Genomic DNA, 14,992 nt, shown 5'->3' on the forward strand with positions numbered 1-14,992 from the left:
AAGTGCGCAAGAAGTTGCGCAGTACTGCGCAACTTCTTGCGCACTTGGCTGCAGGCCTTGCGCCGCTTGAGCTACAGGGGATTCAGGCCCTGAAATATTACGGGCTACTGCGCAACTTCTTGCGCAGTTGGGTATTTGCTGGGACTGCGGTGTTGCCTTCGCGAGCAGGCTCGCTCCCACAGGGACAGTGCTGCCAGCGAAAGCGTCTTATAAATGAAACACCGCGCTCGGCTATACTCCCCGCATTTCGATCAGGCACGAGGATTCACTGTGAAGAACTGGACGTTGCGTCAACGCATTTTGGCGAGCTTTGCGGTGATTATCGCCATCATGCTGTTGATGGTGGTGCTGTCCTACTCGCGGTTGTTGAAGATCGAGGCCAGTGAAAACAGCGTGCGCGACGATGCCATCCCCGGCGTCTATTACAGCTCGATGATTCGCGGCGCTTGGGTCGACAGTTATTTGCAGACCCAAAAACTGCTCGGCCTCAAGGAAGGCCAGGGCGTTTCCAGTGAAGACGCTGCCGACTACAAGGCGTTCGAGGCGCGTCTGCAAGAACATATGGCCAGCTATCGCAAGACCATGGCCACCGATGAAGACCGTTCCGAATTCGCCCTGTTCGAGAAGTACCACGATACCTACATGCAGATTCAGGATGCCGTGCTGGACCTGCACAAGCGCAATCTGGAAGCCGATGCCATCAAGCTGTTCAACGAGAAGCTGACCCCGGCGTGGTACACCGGACGCATGAAGCTCAACGACATCATTGGCGAGAACAAAGTCGTCGCTGATAACGCCATGGCCAATATCGACGACGCGGTGGCAACGGCCAAAGTCAGCATGGTCATTTCCCTGCTGGTTGCGGTGCTGGCCGCCGGCCTCTGTGGTCTGCTGCTGATGCGCGCGATCATGGCGCCGATGAATCGCATCGTGACTATCCTCGACATCATGCGCACCGGCGATCTCAGTTCGCGCCTGAACCTTGATCGCAAGGACGAGTTCGGCGCGGTCGAAACCGGCTTCAACGACATGATGACCGAGCTGACCTCGCTGGTGTCCCAGGCCCAGCGCTCTTCGGTGCAGGTGACCACCTCGGTGACCGAGATCGCCGCCACTTCCAAGCAGCAACAGGCCACCGCCACCGAAACCGCAGCGACCACCACCGAAATCGGCGCAACCTCCCGTGAGATCGCCGCGACTTCGCGGGATCTGGTGCGCACCATGACAGAAGTGTCCACCGCTGCCGATCAGGCCTCGGTGCTCGCCGGCTCCGGCCAGCAAGGCCTGGCGCGCATGGAAGACACTATGCACTCGGTCATGGGCGCGGCGGATCTGGTCAACGCCAAACTGGCGATCCTCAACGAGAAGGCCGGCAACATCAATCAGGTGGTGGTGACCATCGTCAAGGTGGCCGACCAGACCAACCTGCTGTCGCTCAACGCAGCGATCGAAGCCGAGAAGGCTGGCGAGTACGGTCGCGGGTTTGCCGTAGTCGCCACCGAAGTCCGGCGTCTGGCCGATCAGACCGCCGTGGCCACGTACGACATTGAACAGATGGTCCGCGAGATCCAGTCGGCGGTGTCGGCCGGGGTGATGGGCATGGACAAGTTTTCCGAAGAAGTACGCCGCGGCATGTCGGAAGTGCAGCAGGTCGGCGAGCAGCTGTCGCAGATCATCCATCAGGTGCAGGCACTGGCGCCGCGCGTGCTGATGGTCAACGAAGGCATGCAGGCCCAGGCCACTGGCGCCGAACAGATCAACCATGCGCTGGTGCAGTTGGGCGATGCCAGCAGCCAGACCGTCGAATCGCTGCGTCAGGCCAGTTTCGCCATCGACGAACTGAGCCAGGTGGCCGTCGGCCTGCGCAGCGGCGTTTCGCGATTCAAAGTCTGATGAGCGAAATCATCGCCAAACGGGGCAGTGCGCCAGTGGCGAAGCAGGCGCTGTTTCTGCTGTTTCGCATCGGCAGCGAACGCTACGCCCTGCGCGCCACCGAAGTGGCCGAAGTGCTGCCGCGCCTGCCGTTGAAGCCGATTGCCCGGGCGCCGCACTGGGTGGCCGGGGTGTTCGCCTATCGCGGGGCGGTGGTGCCGGTGATCGACCTCAGTGCGCTGACTTTTGGCCGGCCCGCCGAGGCGCGCACCAGCACGCGGCTGGTGCTGGTCAATTATCAGCCGGATCAAGCGCAAGCAGCGCAATGGCTCGGGCTGATTCTCGAGCAGGCCACCGACACGCTGCGCTGTCATCCGCAAGATTTCCAGCCCTACGGCCTCGATAACCGCGAGGCGCCATACCTCGGCCCGGTGCGCGAAGATGCGCAGGGATTGCTGCAATGGGTGCGGGTCAATGACTTGCTCGATGACGCCGTGCGCGGTTTGCTGTTCCCCGATCCGCCGCGTGATCCGGCGCAGTTAGAGGCGCAGCCATGAGTGGTGATCAGCGCTTTTTCGATTTCCTCAAGGAACGCATCGGCCTCGATGTCGCTTCGGTGGGCGCGGCGATCATCGAGCGTGCCGTGCGCCAGCGCACCACGCTGTCCCAGGCCGCCCACGCCGACGAATACTGGCAGCTGTTGCAAGGCTCGCGGGATGAACAGCAGGCACTGATCGAAGCGGTGATCGTTCCGGAAACATGGTTTTTCCGTTACCCGGAATCCTTCGCCACCTTGGGCAAACTGGCCCGTCAGCGTCTCGCCGAGCTGAACAACATGCGCGCGTTGCGCATCCTCAGTCTGCCGTGCTCGACCGGCGAAGAACCCTATTCGATCGCCATGGCCCTGCTCGATGCCGGGCTCAAACCGCATCAGTTCAAGGTCGATGGCATGGACATCAGCCCGTTGTCGGTGGACAAGGCGCGCCGTGCTGTTTACGGCAAGAACTCGTTTCGCGGGCAGGATCTGCAATTTCGCGATCGGCATTTCATGCCTGAGCAGGACGGCCACCGGGTCAACGAATACGTTCGCGAACAGGTGCGCTGGCAGGTCGGCAATGTCCTCGATCCGACGCTGTTGGCGAGCGAGCCAGCCTTCGATTTCGTGTTCTGCCGCAACCTGCTGATCTACTTCGACCAGCCGACGCAAAAGCAGGTGTTCGAAGTGCTCAAGCGCCTGACCCACGTCGACGGTGTGCTGTTTATCGGCCCGGCGGAGGGCAGTCTGCTCGGGCGTTTGGGCATGCGCTCGATCGGCATCCCGCAGTCGTTCGCTTTCAGCCGTCATAGCGAGCCGCACCCCGAACCGCTGCCGACGCCGAAACCGGTCGCCGTGCCGGTCAGCCAGCCATTGCGCAGCGCGCCGCCAGCGCCAGTGCGCAATCGGCCGTCCGCTGCCGTGACGGCTTTGCCGGTGACGAAAAAAACTGCCAACCCCGACGCCGCGACGCTGCTGGCGCAAATCGCTGCACTGGCCAACGAAGGCAAAAGCGCCGAGGCCCGTGCCGCGTGCGAACACTATCTGCGCAGCCATGAGCCGGTGGCGCAGGTGTTCTACTGGCTCGGGCTGCTCAGCGATGTTGCCGGCTTGAGCCTCGAGGCCCAGGGTTTTTATCGCAAGGCCTTGTACCTTGAACCGCAACACCCCGAAGCGCTGATGCACCTGGCCGCGTTGCTACAGGCTCAGGGCGACACGGCGGGTGCCCGACGATTGCAGGAGCGCGCCGCCCGCAGCGGGCGCACCGCCGACAGTGAGCGTAAACGATGAGCGCGTCCGACACCTTCAACGTTACCCACGAAGACGCCCGCGCCATCGACGATTGCTGGAACCGCATCGGCATTCATGGCGACAAGTCCTGCCCGTTGCTGGAAGAGCACATTCATTGCCGCAACTGCTCGGTGTATTCCGCCGCCGCCACGCGCCTGCTCGACCGCTATTCGTTGCAGCAGGACCAGCGCGAAGCGGTGGTCAGCAAAGTCGAAATCGACGTCAAGACCCGCTCGCTGCTGATGTTCCGCCTCGGCGAGGAATGGCTCGGACTGGCCACGCGCACGCTTGTCGAAGTTGCGCCGTTGCAGGCGATACATTCGCTGCCGCACCAGCGCTCGCGGGCCTTGCTCGGCGTGGCCAATGTCCGTGGCGCCTTGGTCGCGTGCCTGTCGCTGGTGGAATTGCTCGACCTCGACGGCAGCGTTGCGCCGGCCAGCGGCGGGCGAGTCATGCCGCGCATGCTGATCATCGCTGCCCATGGCGGGCCGGTGGTGGTGCCGGTGGACGAGGTCGACGGCATTCATGCCATCGACGAACGCATCCTCGATGCTGCTTCACAGTCCGGTGCGCAGGCCAGTGCCAAGTACACCCGTGGCGTTCTGCAATATCGCGGTCGCAGCCTGCGCTGGCTGGACGAAGAACAGCTGTTGTCCGCCGTGACCCGGAGCCTGACATGACCCCCGAGCAAATGCGCGACGCCTCCCTGCTCGAACTGTTCAGCCTCGAAGCCGAAGCCCAGACCCAAGTGCTCAGCGCCGGGCTGCTGGCGCTGGAGCGCAATCCGACCCAGGCCGATCAACTGGAATCGTGCATGCGCGCGGCGCACTCGCTCAAAGGTGCGGCGCGGATCGTTGGTATCGACAGCGGCGTCAGCGTCGCCCACGTCATGGAAGATTGCCTGGTCAGCGCCCAGGAAGGGCGTTTGTTGCTGCGTCCCGAGCACATCGACGCGTTGTTGCAGGGCACCGATCTGCTGATGCGCATCGCCACGCCGGCCAATGCGCCGCAACCTGCGGACATTGAAGCCTACGTGGCGCTGATGGGGCGTCTGCTCGATCCGTCGGCGCCAGCCGCTGTGGTTGCCACGCCGACGATGGCCGAGTTGCAGATCGAGCCCGCGCCAACAGCGACAGCGCCGATCATGGACGAGCCCGCCGAGCCGACCCCGCGCAAAAACAAACGCACCACCGAGGGCGGCGAGCGCGTCTTGCGCGTCACTGCCGAACGCCTGAACAGCCTGCTCGATCTGTCGAGCAAATCACTGGTGGAAACCCAGCGTCTCAAGCCGCATCTGGCGACCATGCAGCGTCTCAAGCGCATGCAGAACAACGGCCTGCGCGCGCTGGAAAATCTCAATGTGCACCTGAAGGAGCATGCGCTGAGCCTGGAAGCGCTCGAGTCGCTGGAAGATGCGCGACGTTTGCTCGCCGAGTCGCAGCAACTGCTCAGCGAGAAAAACGCCGAACTCGACGAATTCGCCTGGCAGGCCAGTCAGCGCGCGCAAGTGCTCTATGACACCGCGCTGGCCTGTCGCATGCGCCCGTTCGCCGACGTGTTGAGCGGGCAGGCGCGCATGGTTCGCGACCTCGGGCGCAGCCTTGGCAAACAAGTGCGCCTGGAGATCGAAGGTGAGAAAACCCAGGTCGATCGCGACGTGCTGGAAAAGCTTGAAGCACCGCTGACTCATCTGCTGCGCAACGCCGTCGATCACGGCATCGAATCCCCGGAACAACGCCTGCTCAACGGCAAGCCGGAAGAGGGCCTGATCCGCTTGCGCGCTTCCCACCAAGCCGGTTTGCTGGTGCTGGAATTGAGCGATGACGGCAATGGCGTCGATCTGGAGAAAGTCCGCCGCAGCATCGTCGAACGGCAGTTATCCCCAGCCGAAACCGCAGCGCAATTGAGCGAAGAAGAACTGCTGACGTTCCTGTTTCTGCCGGGCTTCAGCCTGCGCGACAAGGTTACCGAAGTGTCCGGGCGTGGCGTCGGCCTGGATGCTGTTCAACACATGGTTCGCCAATTGCGTGGGGCCGTGGTGCTGGAGCAGACGGCGGGCGAGGGCAGCCGTTTCCATCTGGAGGTGCCGCTGACGCTTTCGGTGGTGCGCAGTCTGGTGGTGGAAGTCGGTGAAGAGGCTTACGCGTTCCCGCTGGCGCACATCGAACGCATGTGCGACTTGGCGCCGGAAGACATTGTGCAGGTCGAAGGACGCCAGCATTTCTGGCACGAAGGCCAGCATGTCGGGCTGGTCGCGGCCAGCCAGTTGCTCAATCGCCCGGCCAGTCAGAACGATGGCGCTACCCTGAAAGTCGTGGTGATCCGCGAGCGCGAGGCGATTTACGGGGTGGCGGTCGAGCGCTTCGTGGGGGAACGCACGCTGGTGGTGTTGCCGCTGGACGAGCGTCTGGGCAAGGTTCAGGACATCTCCGCCGGGGCCTTGCTCGATGATGGCTCGGTGGTGCTGATCGTCGATGTCGAAGACATGCTGCGTTCGGTGGACAAGCTGCTCAACACCGGGCGCCTGGAGCGCATTGCCCGCCACGGCAATCAAGCTGCCGAAGCGGCGCGCAAACGAGTCTTGGTGGTCGACGATTCGCTGACCGTGCGCGAGCTGCAACGCAAACTGCTGCTTAATCGTGGCTACGACGTCGCGGTCGCAGTGGACGGCATGGATGGCTGGAATGCGCTGCGCTCGGAGAACTTCGATCTGCTGATCACCGACATCGACATGCCGCGCATGGACGGCATCGAGCTGGTCACGCTGCTGCGCCGCGACAACCGTCTGCAATCGCTGCCGGTGATGGTCGTGTCGTACAAGGACCGCGAAGAAGACCGCCGCCGTGGACTGGATGCCGGCGCCGACTATTATCTGGCCAAAGCCAGTTTTCATGACGACGCCCTGCTCGATGCAGTGGTCGAGCTCATCGGAGGAGCGCGGACATGAGGATCGCAATCGTCAACGACATGCCCCTGGCGGTGGAGGCTCTGCGCCGAGCGTTGGCCTTCGAGCCGGCGCATCAGGTGATCTGGGTCGCCAGCAACGGTGCCGAGGCGGTGCAACGCTGCGCCGAGTGCACACCAGATCTGATTCTGATGGATCTGATCATGCCGATCATGGACGGCGTCGAAGCCACGCGGCGGATCATGGCCGAGACGCCGTGCGCGATTGTCATCGTCACCGTGGATCGTCAACAGAACGTGCATCGCGTGTTCGAGGCCATGGGTCACGGCGCGCTGGACGTGGTCGACACGCCGGCGATCGGCGCCGGCAATGCCCAGGAAGCGGCGGCGCCGTTGTTGCGCAAGATCCTCAACATCGGCTGGCTGATCGGCGACAAGGCGCCACGTGCGCGCCCGGCGCCGAGTACGCCGCGCAGTTCGCCGTCACGTCAGCGGCTGGTGGCGATCGGTTCGTCTGCCGGTGGGCCGGCGGCGCTGGAAGTGCTGCTCAAAGGCCTGCCGAAGGATTTTTCCGCCGCGATCGTGCTGGTGCAGCATGTCGATCAGGTGTTCGCCGCCGGCATGGCCGAATGGCTGGCCAGCGCCAGCGGCCTCGATGTGCGTCTGGCCCGTGAAGGCGAGCCGCCGCAAAGTGGTGCGGTGCTGCTGGCCGGGACCAATCACCATATTCGCCTGTTGAAAAACGGCACGCTGGCCTACACCGCCGAACCGGTCAACGAGATCTATCGCCCCTCGATTGACGTGTTTTTCGAGAGCGTCGCCAGTTACTGGAACGGTGACGCGGTCGGGGTTTTATTGACCGGGATGGGGCGCGATGGCGCGCAAGGGCTTAAGCTCATGCGCCAGCAGGGTTATTTGACCATTGCGCAGGATCAGCACAGCAGTGCGGTGTACGGCATGCCCAAGGCTGCCGCGGCGATTGATGCCGCGGTGGAAATCCGCCCGCTGGAAAAGATAGCGCCACGATTGCTGGAGATTTTCCCCAAATGAACAGGTTGATCGGCAATCCAGGCCCCCGCAGTACTCAGGTGACCGCTCATGAATGATTTACAGATCGACGACATTAAAACCGACGAAAACGCCGCCATGGTGTTGTTGGTGGATGATCAGGCGATGATCGGCGAAGCGGTGCGCCGTGGGCTGTCGAATCAGGAAAACATCGACTTCCACTTCTGCTCCGACCCGCAGCAGGCCATCGCCCAGGCGGTGCGGATCAAGCCGACGGTGATCCTCCAGGACCTGGTGATGCCCGGCCTCGATGGCCTGAGCCTGGTGCGCGAATACCGCAATCACCCGGCGACCAAGGACATCCCGATCATCGTCCTCTCGACCAAGGAAGACCCGCTGATCAAGAGCGCGGCGTTTTCCGCTGGCGCCAACGATTACCTGGTGAAACTGCCGGATACCATCGAACTGGTCGCGCGGATCCGCTACCACTCGCGTTCCTACATGACATTGCTCCAGCGCGACGCCGCGTACCGTGCGTTGCGGGTCAGCCAGCAGCAATTGCTCGACACCAATCTGGTGCTGCAACGGCTGATGAATTCCGATGGCCTGACCGGGCTGTCCAACCGCCGGCACTTCGACGAGTACCTGGAACTGGAGTGGCGCCGTTCGCTGCGTGATCAGACGCAGCTGTCGTTACTGATGATCGACGTCGATTACTTCAAATCTTACAACGACAGTTTTGGCCACGTTGAAGGCGATGAAGCGTTGCGCAAGGTCGCCGCAGCCATCCGTGACGCCAGCTCGCGGCCATCGGACCTGCCGGCGCGTTATGGCGGCGAGGAGTTTGTGCTGGTCCTGCCAAACACTTCGCCGGGCGGCGCGCGGCTGTTGGCCGAAAAACTGCGCCAGACTGTGGCGGCGCTGAAAATTCCGCACAACACGCCGGCCGAGGGTTCCAGTCTGACCATCAGCATCGGTCTGGCGACCATGGTGCCGCAGGCGGGCAGTGATTGCCGGCTGCTGATTTCGGCGGCGGATCGCGGGTTGTATCTGGCCAAGAACAATGGGCGCAATCAGGTCGGGATCGAGTAACGGCCGATGCCCTCACCCCAGCCCTCTCCCGGAGGGAGAGGGGGCCGACCGAGGTGTCTCGGGCCAGACATCGACCTGAGAGATCGCAGCGATTGTGGATCTTCAGGCTTGGCGATCACGGATTCGGCGAAGCCATTCTATTTCGGCGTATTTTTCAAATATCCCCGATCGGTCCCCTCTCCCTCCGGGAGAGGGCTAGGGTGAGGGCAGCAATCTCGGCCCATTCACCGCCAGACGGGCTGCCGCGACAGCCTGTTTACGTTATACTCGCCGGCTTTCAAAAGTTCGCCAACGAGTGCTGCCCGTCATGGAAATCAACCCGATCCTGAACACCATCAAGGACCTGTCCGAGCGCTCCGAAACTATTCGGGGGTATCTTTGACTACGATCAAAAGCATGAGCGTCTGACCGAGGTCAACCGCGAGCTTGAAGATCCGAGTGTCTGGAACAAACCTGAATACGCCCAGGAGCTGGGCCGCGAGCGTGCCGCGCTGGCGCAGATCGTCGACACCCTCGACGAACTGAACGGCGGTCTGGCCGATTGCCGCGACCTGCTGGACATGGCCGTCGAAGAAAACGACGAAGGCGCAGTGGGCGATGTCGTCGCCGAGCTGGCCCGTCTCGAGGAAAATCTGGCCAAGCTGGAATTCCGCCGCATGTTCAGCCATGAAATGGACCCGAACAACGCCTACCTGGACATCCAGGCCGGTTCCGGCGGTACCGAAGCGCAGGACTGGGCCAACATCCTGCTGCGCATGTACCTGCGCTGGGCCGACAAACGCGGTTTCGACGCGACCATCATGGAACTGTCCGCCGGTGAAGTCGCCGGGATCAAGGGCGCGACTGTGCACATCAAGGGCGAATACGCCTTTGGCTGGCTGCGTACCGAGATCGGCGTGCACCGTCTGGTGCGCAAGAGCCCGTTCGACTCCGGCAACCGTCGTCACACCTCGTTTTCCGCGGTTTTCGTCTCGCCAGAGATCGATGACAAGGTGGAAATCGAAATCAACCCGGCAGACCTGCGGATCGACACCTATCGTTCCTCTGGTGCCGGTGGTCAGCACGTAAACACCACCGACTCGGCCGTACGTATCACCCACGTACCGACCAACACCGTGGTCAGCTGCCAGAACGAGCGTTCCCAGCACGCCAACAAGGACACCGCGATGAAAATGCTGCGGGCCAAGTTGTACGAGCAGGAAATGCAGAAGCGCAATGCGGCCTCGCAGGCGCTGGAAGACACCAAGTCCGATATCGGCTGGGGTCACCAGATCCGCTCTTATGTGCTCGATGCCTCGCGGATCAAGGATCTGCGTACCAACATCGAACGCAGCGACTGCGACAAGGTGCTCGATGGCGACATCGATGAGTACCTGGAAGCGAGCCTGAAATCCGGCCTGTAACACCCTCTGTGGGAGCGGGCTCGCCCGCGATCCCCAGCCGAAGGCTGGGGGCAACGAACCTGATGGAATACTTAAAGACATGAGCGACCTACAACTCGACCCGCAAGCCCTGCAACAGGAAGAAAACTCCCTGATCGCCCTGCGCAAGGAAAAGCTTGCTGCCGAGCGCGCCAAGGGCAATGCCTTCCCGAACGACTTCCGCCGCGACAACTACTGCGATGCCTTGCAGAAACAGTACGCGGACAAGACCAAGGAAGAGCTGGCAGAGGCTGCAATCCCGGTCAAGGTTGCCGGTCGCATCATGCTCAACCGTGGCTCGTTCATGGTGATCCAGGACATGACCGGGCGCATTCAGGTCTACGTCAACCGCAAGACACTGTCCGAAGAAACCCTGGCCGCGGTGAAAACCTGGGACATGGGCGACATCATTGCCGCCGAAGGCACCCTGGCGCGTTCCGGCAAAGGCGACCTGTACGTTGAAATGACCAACGTGCGCCTGCTGACCAAGTCGCTGCGCCCGCTGCCGGACAAGCACCACGGCCTGACCGACACCGAACAGCGCTACCGCCAGCGCTACGTCGACCTGATCGTCAACGAAGACGTGCGCCAGACCTTCCGCGTGCGTTCGCAAGTGATCGCGCACATCCGCAGCTTCCTGATGAAGCGCGACTTCCTCGAAGTCGAAACGCCGATGCTGCAGACCATTCCCGGCGGCGCTGCAGCCAAGCCGTTCGAAACCCACCACAACGCGCTGGACATGGAAATGTTCCTGCGTATCGCCCCTGAGCTGTATCTGAAGCGTCTGGTGGTCGGTGGTTTCGAGAAAGTCTTCGAGATCAACCGCAACTTCCGTAACGAAGGCGTTTCGACTCGTCACAATCCTGAATTCACCATGTTGGAGTTCTATCAGGCGTACGCCGATTACGAAGACAACATGGACCTGACCGAAGAACTGTTCCGCGAGCTGGCGCAGCTGGTGCTGGGCAGCACCGACGTGCCGTACGGCGACAAAGTGTTCCACTTCGGCGAGCCGTTCGTGCGTCTGTCGGTGTTCGACTCGATCCTCAAGTACAACCCTGAGCTGACTGCCGATGATCTGAACGACATCGACAAGGCTCGCGCCATCGCCAAGAAGGCCGGCGCCAAGGTGCTGGGCTTCGAAGGTCTGGGCAAATTGCAGGTGATGATTTTCGAAGAACTGGTCGAGCACAAGCTGGAGCAGCCGCACTTCATCACTCAGTACCCGTTCGAAGTGTCGCCGCTGGCCCGTCGTAACGACGAGAACCCGAACGTCACCGACCGCTTCGAGCTGTTCATTGGTGGTCGTGAAATCGCCAACGCCTACTCCGAGTTGAACGACGCCGAAGACCAGGCCGAGCGCTTCATGGCGCAGGTGGCCGACAAGGACGCCGGCGACGATGAAGCCATGCACTACGACGCCGACTTCGTCCGTGCGCTGGAGTACGGCATGCCGCCAACCGCCGGCGAAGGTATCGGCATCGATCGTCTGGTGATGTTGCTGACCAACTCGCCGTCGATCCGCGATGTGATCCTGTTCCCGCACATGCGACCGCAAGCGTAAACGTTTCAGTTAAAAAGCCGCCTAAAACAGGCGGCTTTTTATTGCCTGTCTGGTACAAATGTATCAATTGGTTAATTTGGCATTAGTAGAGGAAGTGCTGTCGTGATGGGTGCATTAGCTCAAGAAGGTGCAGCGGGTATCGCCACTGCGGTCGCTGAAAGTGTTCAGTACCAGGGCCGCAAGGCCAGCCGACAGGGCAGTGAGCAGCGTCGCCAGGACATTCTCGACGCCGCGATGCGCATTGTCGTGCGCGACGGCGTGCGTGCCGTGCGCCATCGTGCGGTCGCGGCGGAGGCCGGCGTGCCGCTGTCGGCGACCACGTATTACTTCAAGGACATCGATGACCTGCTCACCGATACCTTCGCCCAATACGTTGAACGCAGCGCGGCGTACATGGCCAAGTTGTGGATCAATAACGAGGGTCTGTTGCGCGAAATGGTGGTCAGCGCCGACGGCAGCCCGGAGTCGCGCTCGCAACTGGCCGATGACATCGCGCGGCTGATGGCCGATTACGTGCACCGGCAATTGATCAATCGGCGCGAGCATCTGATGGCCGAGCAGGCGTTCCGCCAGGAAGCGCTGCTCAACCCGCGTCTGGCCATTCTGGTGCGCTCGCATCAGCAGATTCTGCTGCAGGGCACCTGCCAGTTGTTCCAGGTACTGGGCTCGCGCGAACCGCAGCAGGATGCCAAGGTGTTGACGGCGATTATCGGCCGGATGGAATATCAGGGCCTGCTCAACGACGCCGAGCCTCTGGCCGAAGAGGACATGCTCGGGATTCTGACGCGGTATATGCACCTGGTGCTGGCGTCGGTCTAGCGTTTCACGCTACACCCTGTGGGAGCGAGCCGTTGATGATCGTTCCCTCGCTCCGCGTGGGAATGCATCCTGTGACGCTCTGCGTCACGCAGCAAAAAGGGACGCGGCGCGTCCCGGGCGACATTCCCACGCAGAGCGTGGGAACGATCAAAAGTCTGAGTTTCAGCACGTCACGTTTTCTACAGGAGTTTCGGGTGGACGATTACCAGCAGACGATACGCATGTTGTCCGATCGCATTGTGCTGGCGCAGACGCCGATCCGCGTGCTCGATGCGGTCAAGTGGGACGACAACGTGCGCAAGGGCTTCCTCAAGGCCAAGGGCAAGGAAATGCCGGCGGTGGATCGCGACTACTACCTCAACCGCCCGCTGTCGTTCGATTCGAGCCAGGTCAAACTGGAATTCCAGAACATCGAGCGCGACATCACCCGCCAGCTCGGCCAGTTCAACCCGGTCGGGCAGATCATGCGGCGCATGTGCAAGGAATACCGCATGGTGGTGCGCATGCTCGAAGCGCGCGGCACCGAGGACTTCGGCCTGATCTCGCAGGAGCTGTACGGCGCGGCGTCCGATGCCTTCCACGCCGGTGACCCGACATTGGCCGACCTCGGCCTGATGATGTCCGACTACCTGAACAACATCGACGGACGCGGCGATCTGAAGGACGAGCCGAAAATCCTCACCGCCAAAGACGCAGTGCACCTGCTGCAGACCCGACTGAACAAGGTATTCGGTGAGGCCGAAGAAACCATTCGCGTGTTCGAGTCCGACGGCATCGTCGCCGACGCCGCCGCAGGCGCTGACTACATCAAGATCCGCACCGACGCGCTGTTCAACGACCGCGACGTCCGTGCATTGGAAGTCCACGAAGGCCTGGTGCACGTCGGCACCACACTCAATGGCTTGAATCAGCCGATCTGCACGTTCCTGTCGAAAGGCCCGCCCTCGTCGACGGTGACCCAGGAAGGCCTGGCGATCCTGATGGAAATCATCACCTTCGCCTCTTACCCGAGTCGCCTGCGCAAACTGACCAACCGCACCCGTGCGATTCATATGGTGGAAGAGGGCGCCGACTTTTTGCAGATCTACGAATTCTTCCGCGAGCAGGGTTTCGAGATGGCCGAAAGCTACGGCAACGCCAGCCGGGTTTTCCGTGGCTCGACGCCGACCGGTCTGCCATTCACCAAAGACTTGTCCTACCTCAAGGGCTTCATCATGGTTTACAACTACATTCAGTTGGCCGTGCGCAAGGGCAAGCTCGAGCAGATTCCGTTGTTGTTCTGTGGCAAGACCACACTGGAAGACATGCGGACCTTGCGCCAACTGGTGGATGAAGGCCTGGTGGTGCCGCCGAAGTATCTGCCGGATCAGTTCCGTGACTTGAATGCGTTGTCGGCGTGGATGTGTTTCTCCAACTTCCTCAACCATTTGAGCCTGGACCGGATTGAGGCGGATTACTCCAATATCCTCTAGACCCAGCACCGAACCCCTTGTGGGAGCGAGCCTGCTCGCGAATGCGATTTCACCTTCAACATTGATGTCGGCTGATACACCGCTTTCGCGAGCAGGCTCGCTCCCACAGGTTTGATTTGTGTTCAGTTCTCTTCTTTGCGAGGTTTCACCGGATGAGAATCCTCGGCATCCTTTGCCTGCTCTTGACCCTCGGTGGTTGCAGTTCGCTACTGTTCTACCCGGAACCGGGCCAGATCTTCACCCCGGACAAAGCCAAACTCGAATACCGCACCGTCACCCTGCTCACCGCTGATGGCTTGAAACTCAACGCCTGGTGGCTGCCGGCCAAACCTGGCGTCGAGGTCAAAGGCACGGTCCTGCATCTGCACGGCAACGGCGGCAATCTGCCGATGCATCTGGGCGGCAGCTGGTGGTTGCCGAAGAACGGCTATCAGGTCTTGTTGGTCGACTATCGCGGCTACGGTTTGTCCGAAGGCAAGCCGAGCCTGCCGGCGATCTACCAGGACATCGACGCCGCGTTCGCCTGGCTCGACAACGCGCCCGAGGTCAAAGGCAAACCGCTGGTGCTGCTCGGGCAGAGTCTGGGCGGCGCGATGTCGGTGCATTGGCTGGCGCAGCACCCGGAGCGGCAAAAACAACTCAAGGCCCTGGTGCTGGATGGCGTGCCGGCCAGTTATCGCAGCGTCGGCCAATTCGCCCTCAGCACTTCGTGGCTGACCTGGCCATTGCAAGTGCCGCTGTCGTGGCTGGTGCCGGACGGCGACAGCGCAATCAACTCGATGGCGCAGCTGACCGGCGTGCCGAAGCTGATCTTCCATAGCATCGACGATCCGCTGGTGCCGATGGCCAACGGCATTCGCCTGTATCAGGCAGCGCCGCCGCCGCGTGTGTTGCAACTGACCCGTGGTGGTCATGTGCAGACCTTCGGCGACCCGGTGTGGCGTCAGGTCATGCTGCGCTATCTCGACGACCCCGAACACTTCGACGGCCTGCGCCGCCTCGGCGAAATCCCCAA

At 61.8% G+C, this 14,992-nt stretch carries 12 protein-coding genes; all 12 read left to right on the top strand.

Features of this window, described 5'->3' with window-relative positions:
* Positions 1-270 precede the first annotated feature (270 nt).
* Positions 271-1,893 carry a methyl-accepting chemotaxis protein gene (locus tag D8U82_RS04035; RefSeq protein WP_076566055.1) on the top strand — a complete coding sequence of 541 codons (1,623 nt, stop codon included), beginning with the start codon at positions 271-273 and terminating at the stop codon, positions 1,891-1,893.
* On the top strand, positions 1,893-2,429 hold the full coding sequence (locus D8U82_RS04040; RefSeq protein WP_016771511.1) for a chemotaxis protein CheW: 537 nt from the start codon (positions 1,893-1,895) through the stop codon (positions 2,427-2,429). Before D8U82_RS04035 ends, D8U82_RS04040 begins: the two co-directional genes overlap by 1 nt.
* Positions 2,426-3,697 (top strand): protein-glutamate O-methyltransferase CheR, encoded by a 1,272-nt coding sequence (locus D8U82_RS04045; protein WP_130901695.1) that lies wholly within the window; start codon positions 2,426-2,428, stop codon positions 3,695-3,697. Before D8U82_RS04040 ends, D8U82_RS04045 begins: the two co-directional genes overlap by 4 nt.
* Positions 3,694-4,377 carry a chemotaxis protein CheW gene (locus D8U82_RS04050; protein ID WP_130901696.1) on the top strand — a complete coding sequence of 228 codons (684 nt, stop codon included), beginning with the start codon at positions 3,694-3,696 and terminating at the stop codon, positions 4,375-4,377. The genes D8U82_RS04045 and D8U82_RS04050 overlap by 4 nt, the downstream gene beginning before the upstream one ends.
* Entirely contained in the window at positions 4,374-6,644 is a 2,271-nt protein-coding gene (locus tag D8U82_RS04055) for a hybrid sensor histidine kinase/response regulator (protein ID WP_130901697.1), read from the top strand. Before D8U82_RS04050 ends, D8U82_RS04055 begins: the two co-directional genes overlap by 4 nt.
* A complete protein-coding gene (locus D8U82_RS04060; protein WP_130901698.1) occupies positions 6,641-7,651 on the top strand; it encodes a chemotaxis response regulator protein-glutamate methylesterase in 1,011 nt (336 codons plus the stop codon). Before D8U82_RS04055 ends, D8U82_RS04060 begins: the two co-directional genes overlap by 4 nt.
* Positions 7,652-7,699: 48 nt before the next feature.
* Positions 7,700-8,701, top strand: a complete 1,002-nt coding sequence (locus D8U82_RS04065) for a PleD family two-component system response regulator (RefSeq protein ID WP_024011741.1) — start codon at positions 7,700-7,702, stop codon at positions 8,699-8,701.
* 307 nt (positions 8,702-9,008) lie between these two features.
* A protein-coding gene (gene prfB, locus D8U82_RS04070) for a peptide chain release factor 2 (protein WP_099758102.1) occupies positions 9,009-10,104 on the top strand; the annotation gives its coding sequence in 2 pieces (ribosomal slippage) (positions 9,009-9,080 and positions 9,082-10,104; 1,095 coding nt in all).
* Between the two features lie 79 nt (positions 10,105-10,183).
* Positions 10,184-11,686 (top strand): lysine--tRNA ligase, encoded by a 1,503-nt coding sequence (lysS, locus tag D8U82_RS04075; RefSeq protein WP_024011743.1) that lies wholly within the window; start codon positions 10,184-10,186, stop codon positions 11,684-11,686.
* A gap of 105 nt (positions 11,687-11,791) precedes the next feature.
* Positions 11,792-12,505, top strand: coding sequence for a TetR family transcriptional regulator (locus D8U82_RS04080; RefSeq protein WP_016771505.1), 714 nt, complete (start codon positions 11,792-11,794; stop codon positions 12,503-12,505).
* Positions 12,506-12,726: 221 nt separating this feature from the next.
* Positions 12,727-13,977, top strand: a complete 1,251-nt coding sequence (locus tag D8U82_RS04085; protein ID WP_166554750.1) for a flavohemoglobin expression-modulating QEGLA motif protein — start codon at positions 12,727-12,729, stop codon at positions 13,975-13,977.
* 152 nt (positions 13,978-14,129) lie between these two features.
* The coding region (locus D8U82_RS04090; protein WP_130901706.1) for an alpha/beta hydrolase at positions 14,130-14,992 on the top strand (863 nt) is incomplete at its 3' end.

The organism is Pseudomonas sp. Sample_23, from assembly GCF_004307595.1.
GTDB classification, from domain to species: Bacteria; Pseudomonadota; Gammaproteobacteria; order Pseudomonadales; family Pseudomonadaceae; genus Aquipseudomonas; species Aquipseudomonas atacamensis.

What these genes read in the sequence shown, in the direction of transcription:
- D8U82_RS04040 (WP_016771511.1), top strand. Translation starts at nt 1,893, where the DNA reads ATGAGCGAAATCATCGCCAAACGGGGCAGTGCGCCAGTGGCGAAGCAG.
- D8U82_RS04045 (WP_130901695.1), top strand. Translation starts at nt 2,426, where the DNA reads ATGAGTGGTGATCAGCGCTTTTTCGATTTCCTCAAGGAACGCATCGGC.
- D8U82_RS04050 (WP_130901696.1), top strand. Translation starts at nt 3,694, where the DNA reads ATGAGCGCGTCCGACACCTTCAACGTTACCCACGAAGACGCCCGCGCC.
- D8U82_RS04055 (WP_130901697.1), top strand. Translation starts at nt 4,374, where the DNA reads ATGACCCCCGAGCAAATGCGCGACGCCTCCCTGCTCGAACTGTTCAGC.
- D8U82_RS04060 (WP_130901698.1), top strand. Translation starts at nt 6,641, where the DNA reads ATGAGGATCGCAATCGTCAACGACATGCCCCTGGCGGTGGAGGCTCTG.
- D8U82_RS04065 (WP_024011741.1), top strand. Translation starts at nt 7,700, where the DNA reads ATGAATGATTTACAGATCGACGACATTAAAACCGACGAAAACGCCGCC.
- lysS (WP_024011743.1), top strand. Translation starts at nt 10,184, where the DNA reads ATGAGCGACCTACAACTCGACCCGCAAGCCCTGCAACAGGAAGAAAAC.
- D8U82_RS04080 (WP_016771505.1), top strand. Translation starts at nt 11,792, where the DNA reads ATGGGTGCATTAGCTCAAGAAGGTGCAGCGGGTATCGCCACTGCGGTC.
- D8U82_RS04085 (WP_166554750.1), top strand. Translation starts at nt 12,727, where the DNA reads ATGTTGTCCGATCGCATTGTGCTGGCGCAGACGCCGATCCGCGTGCTC.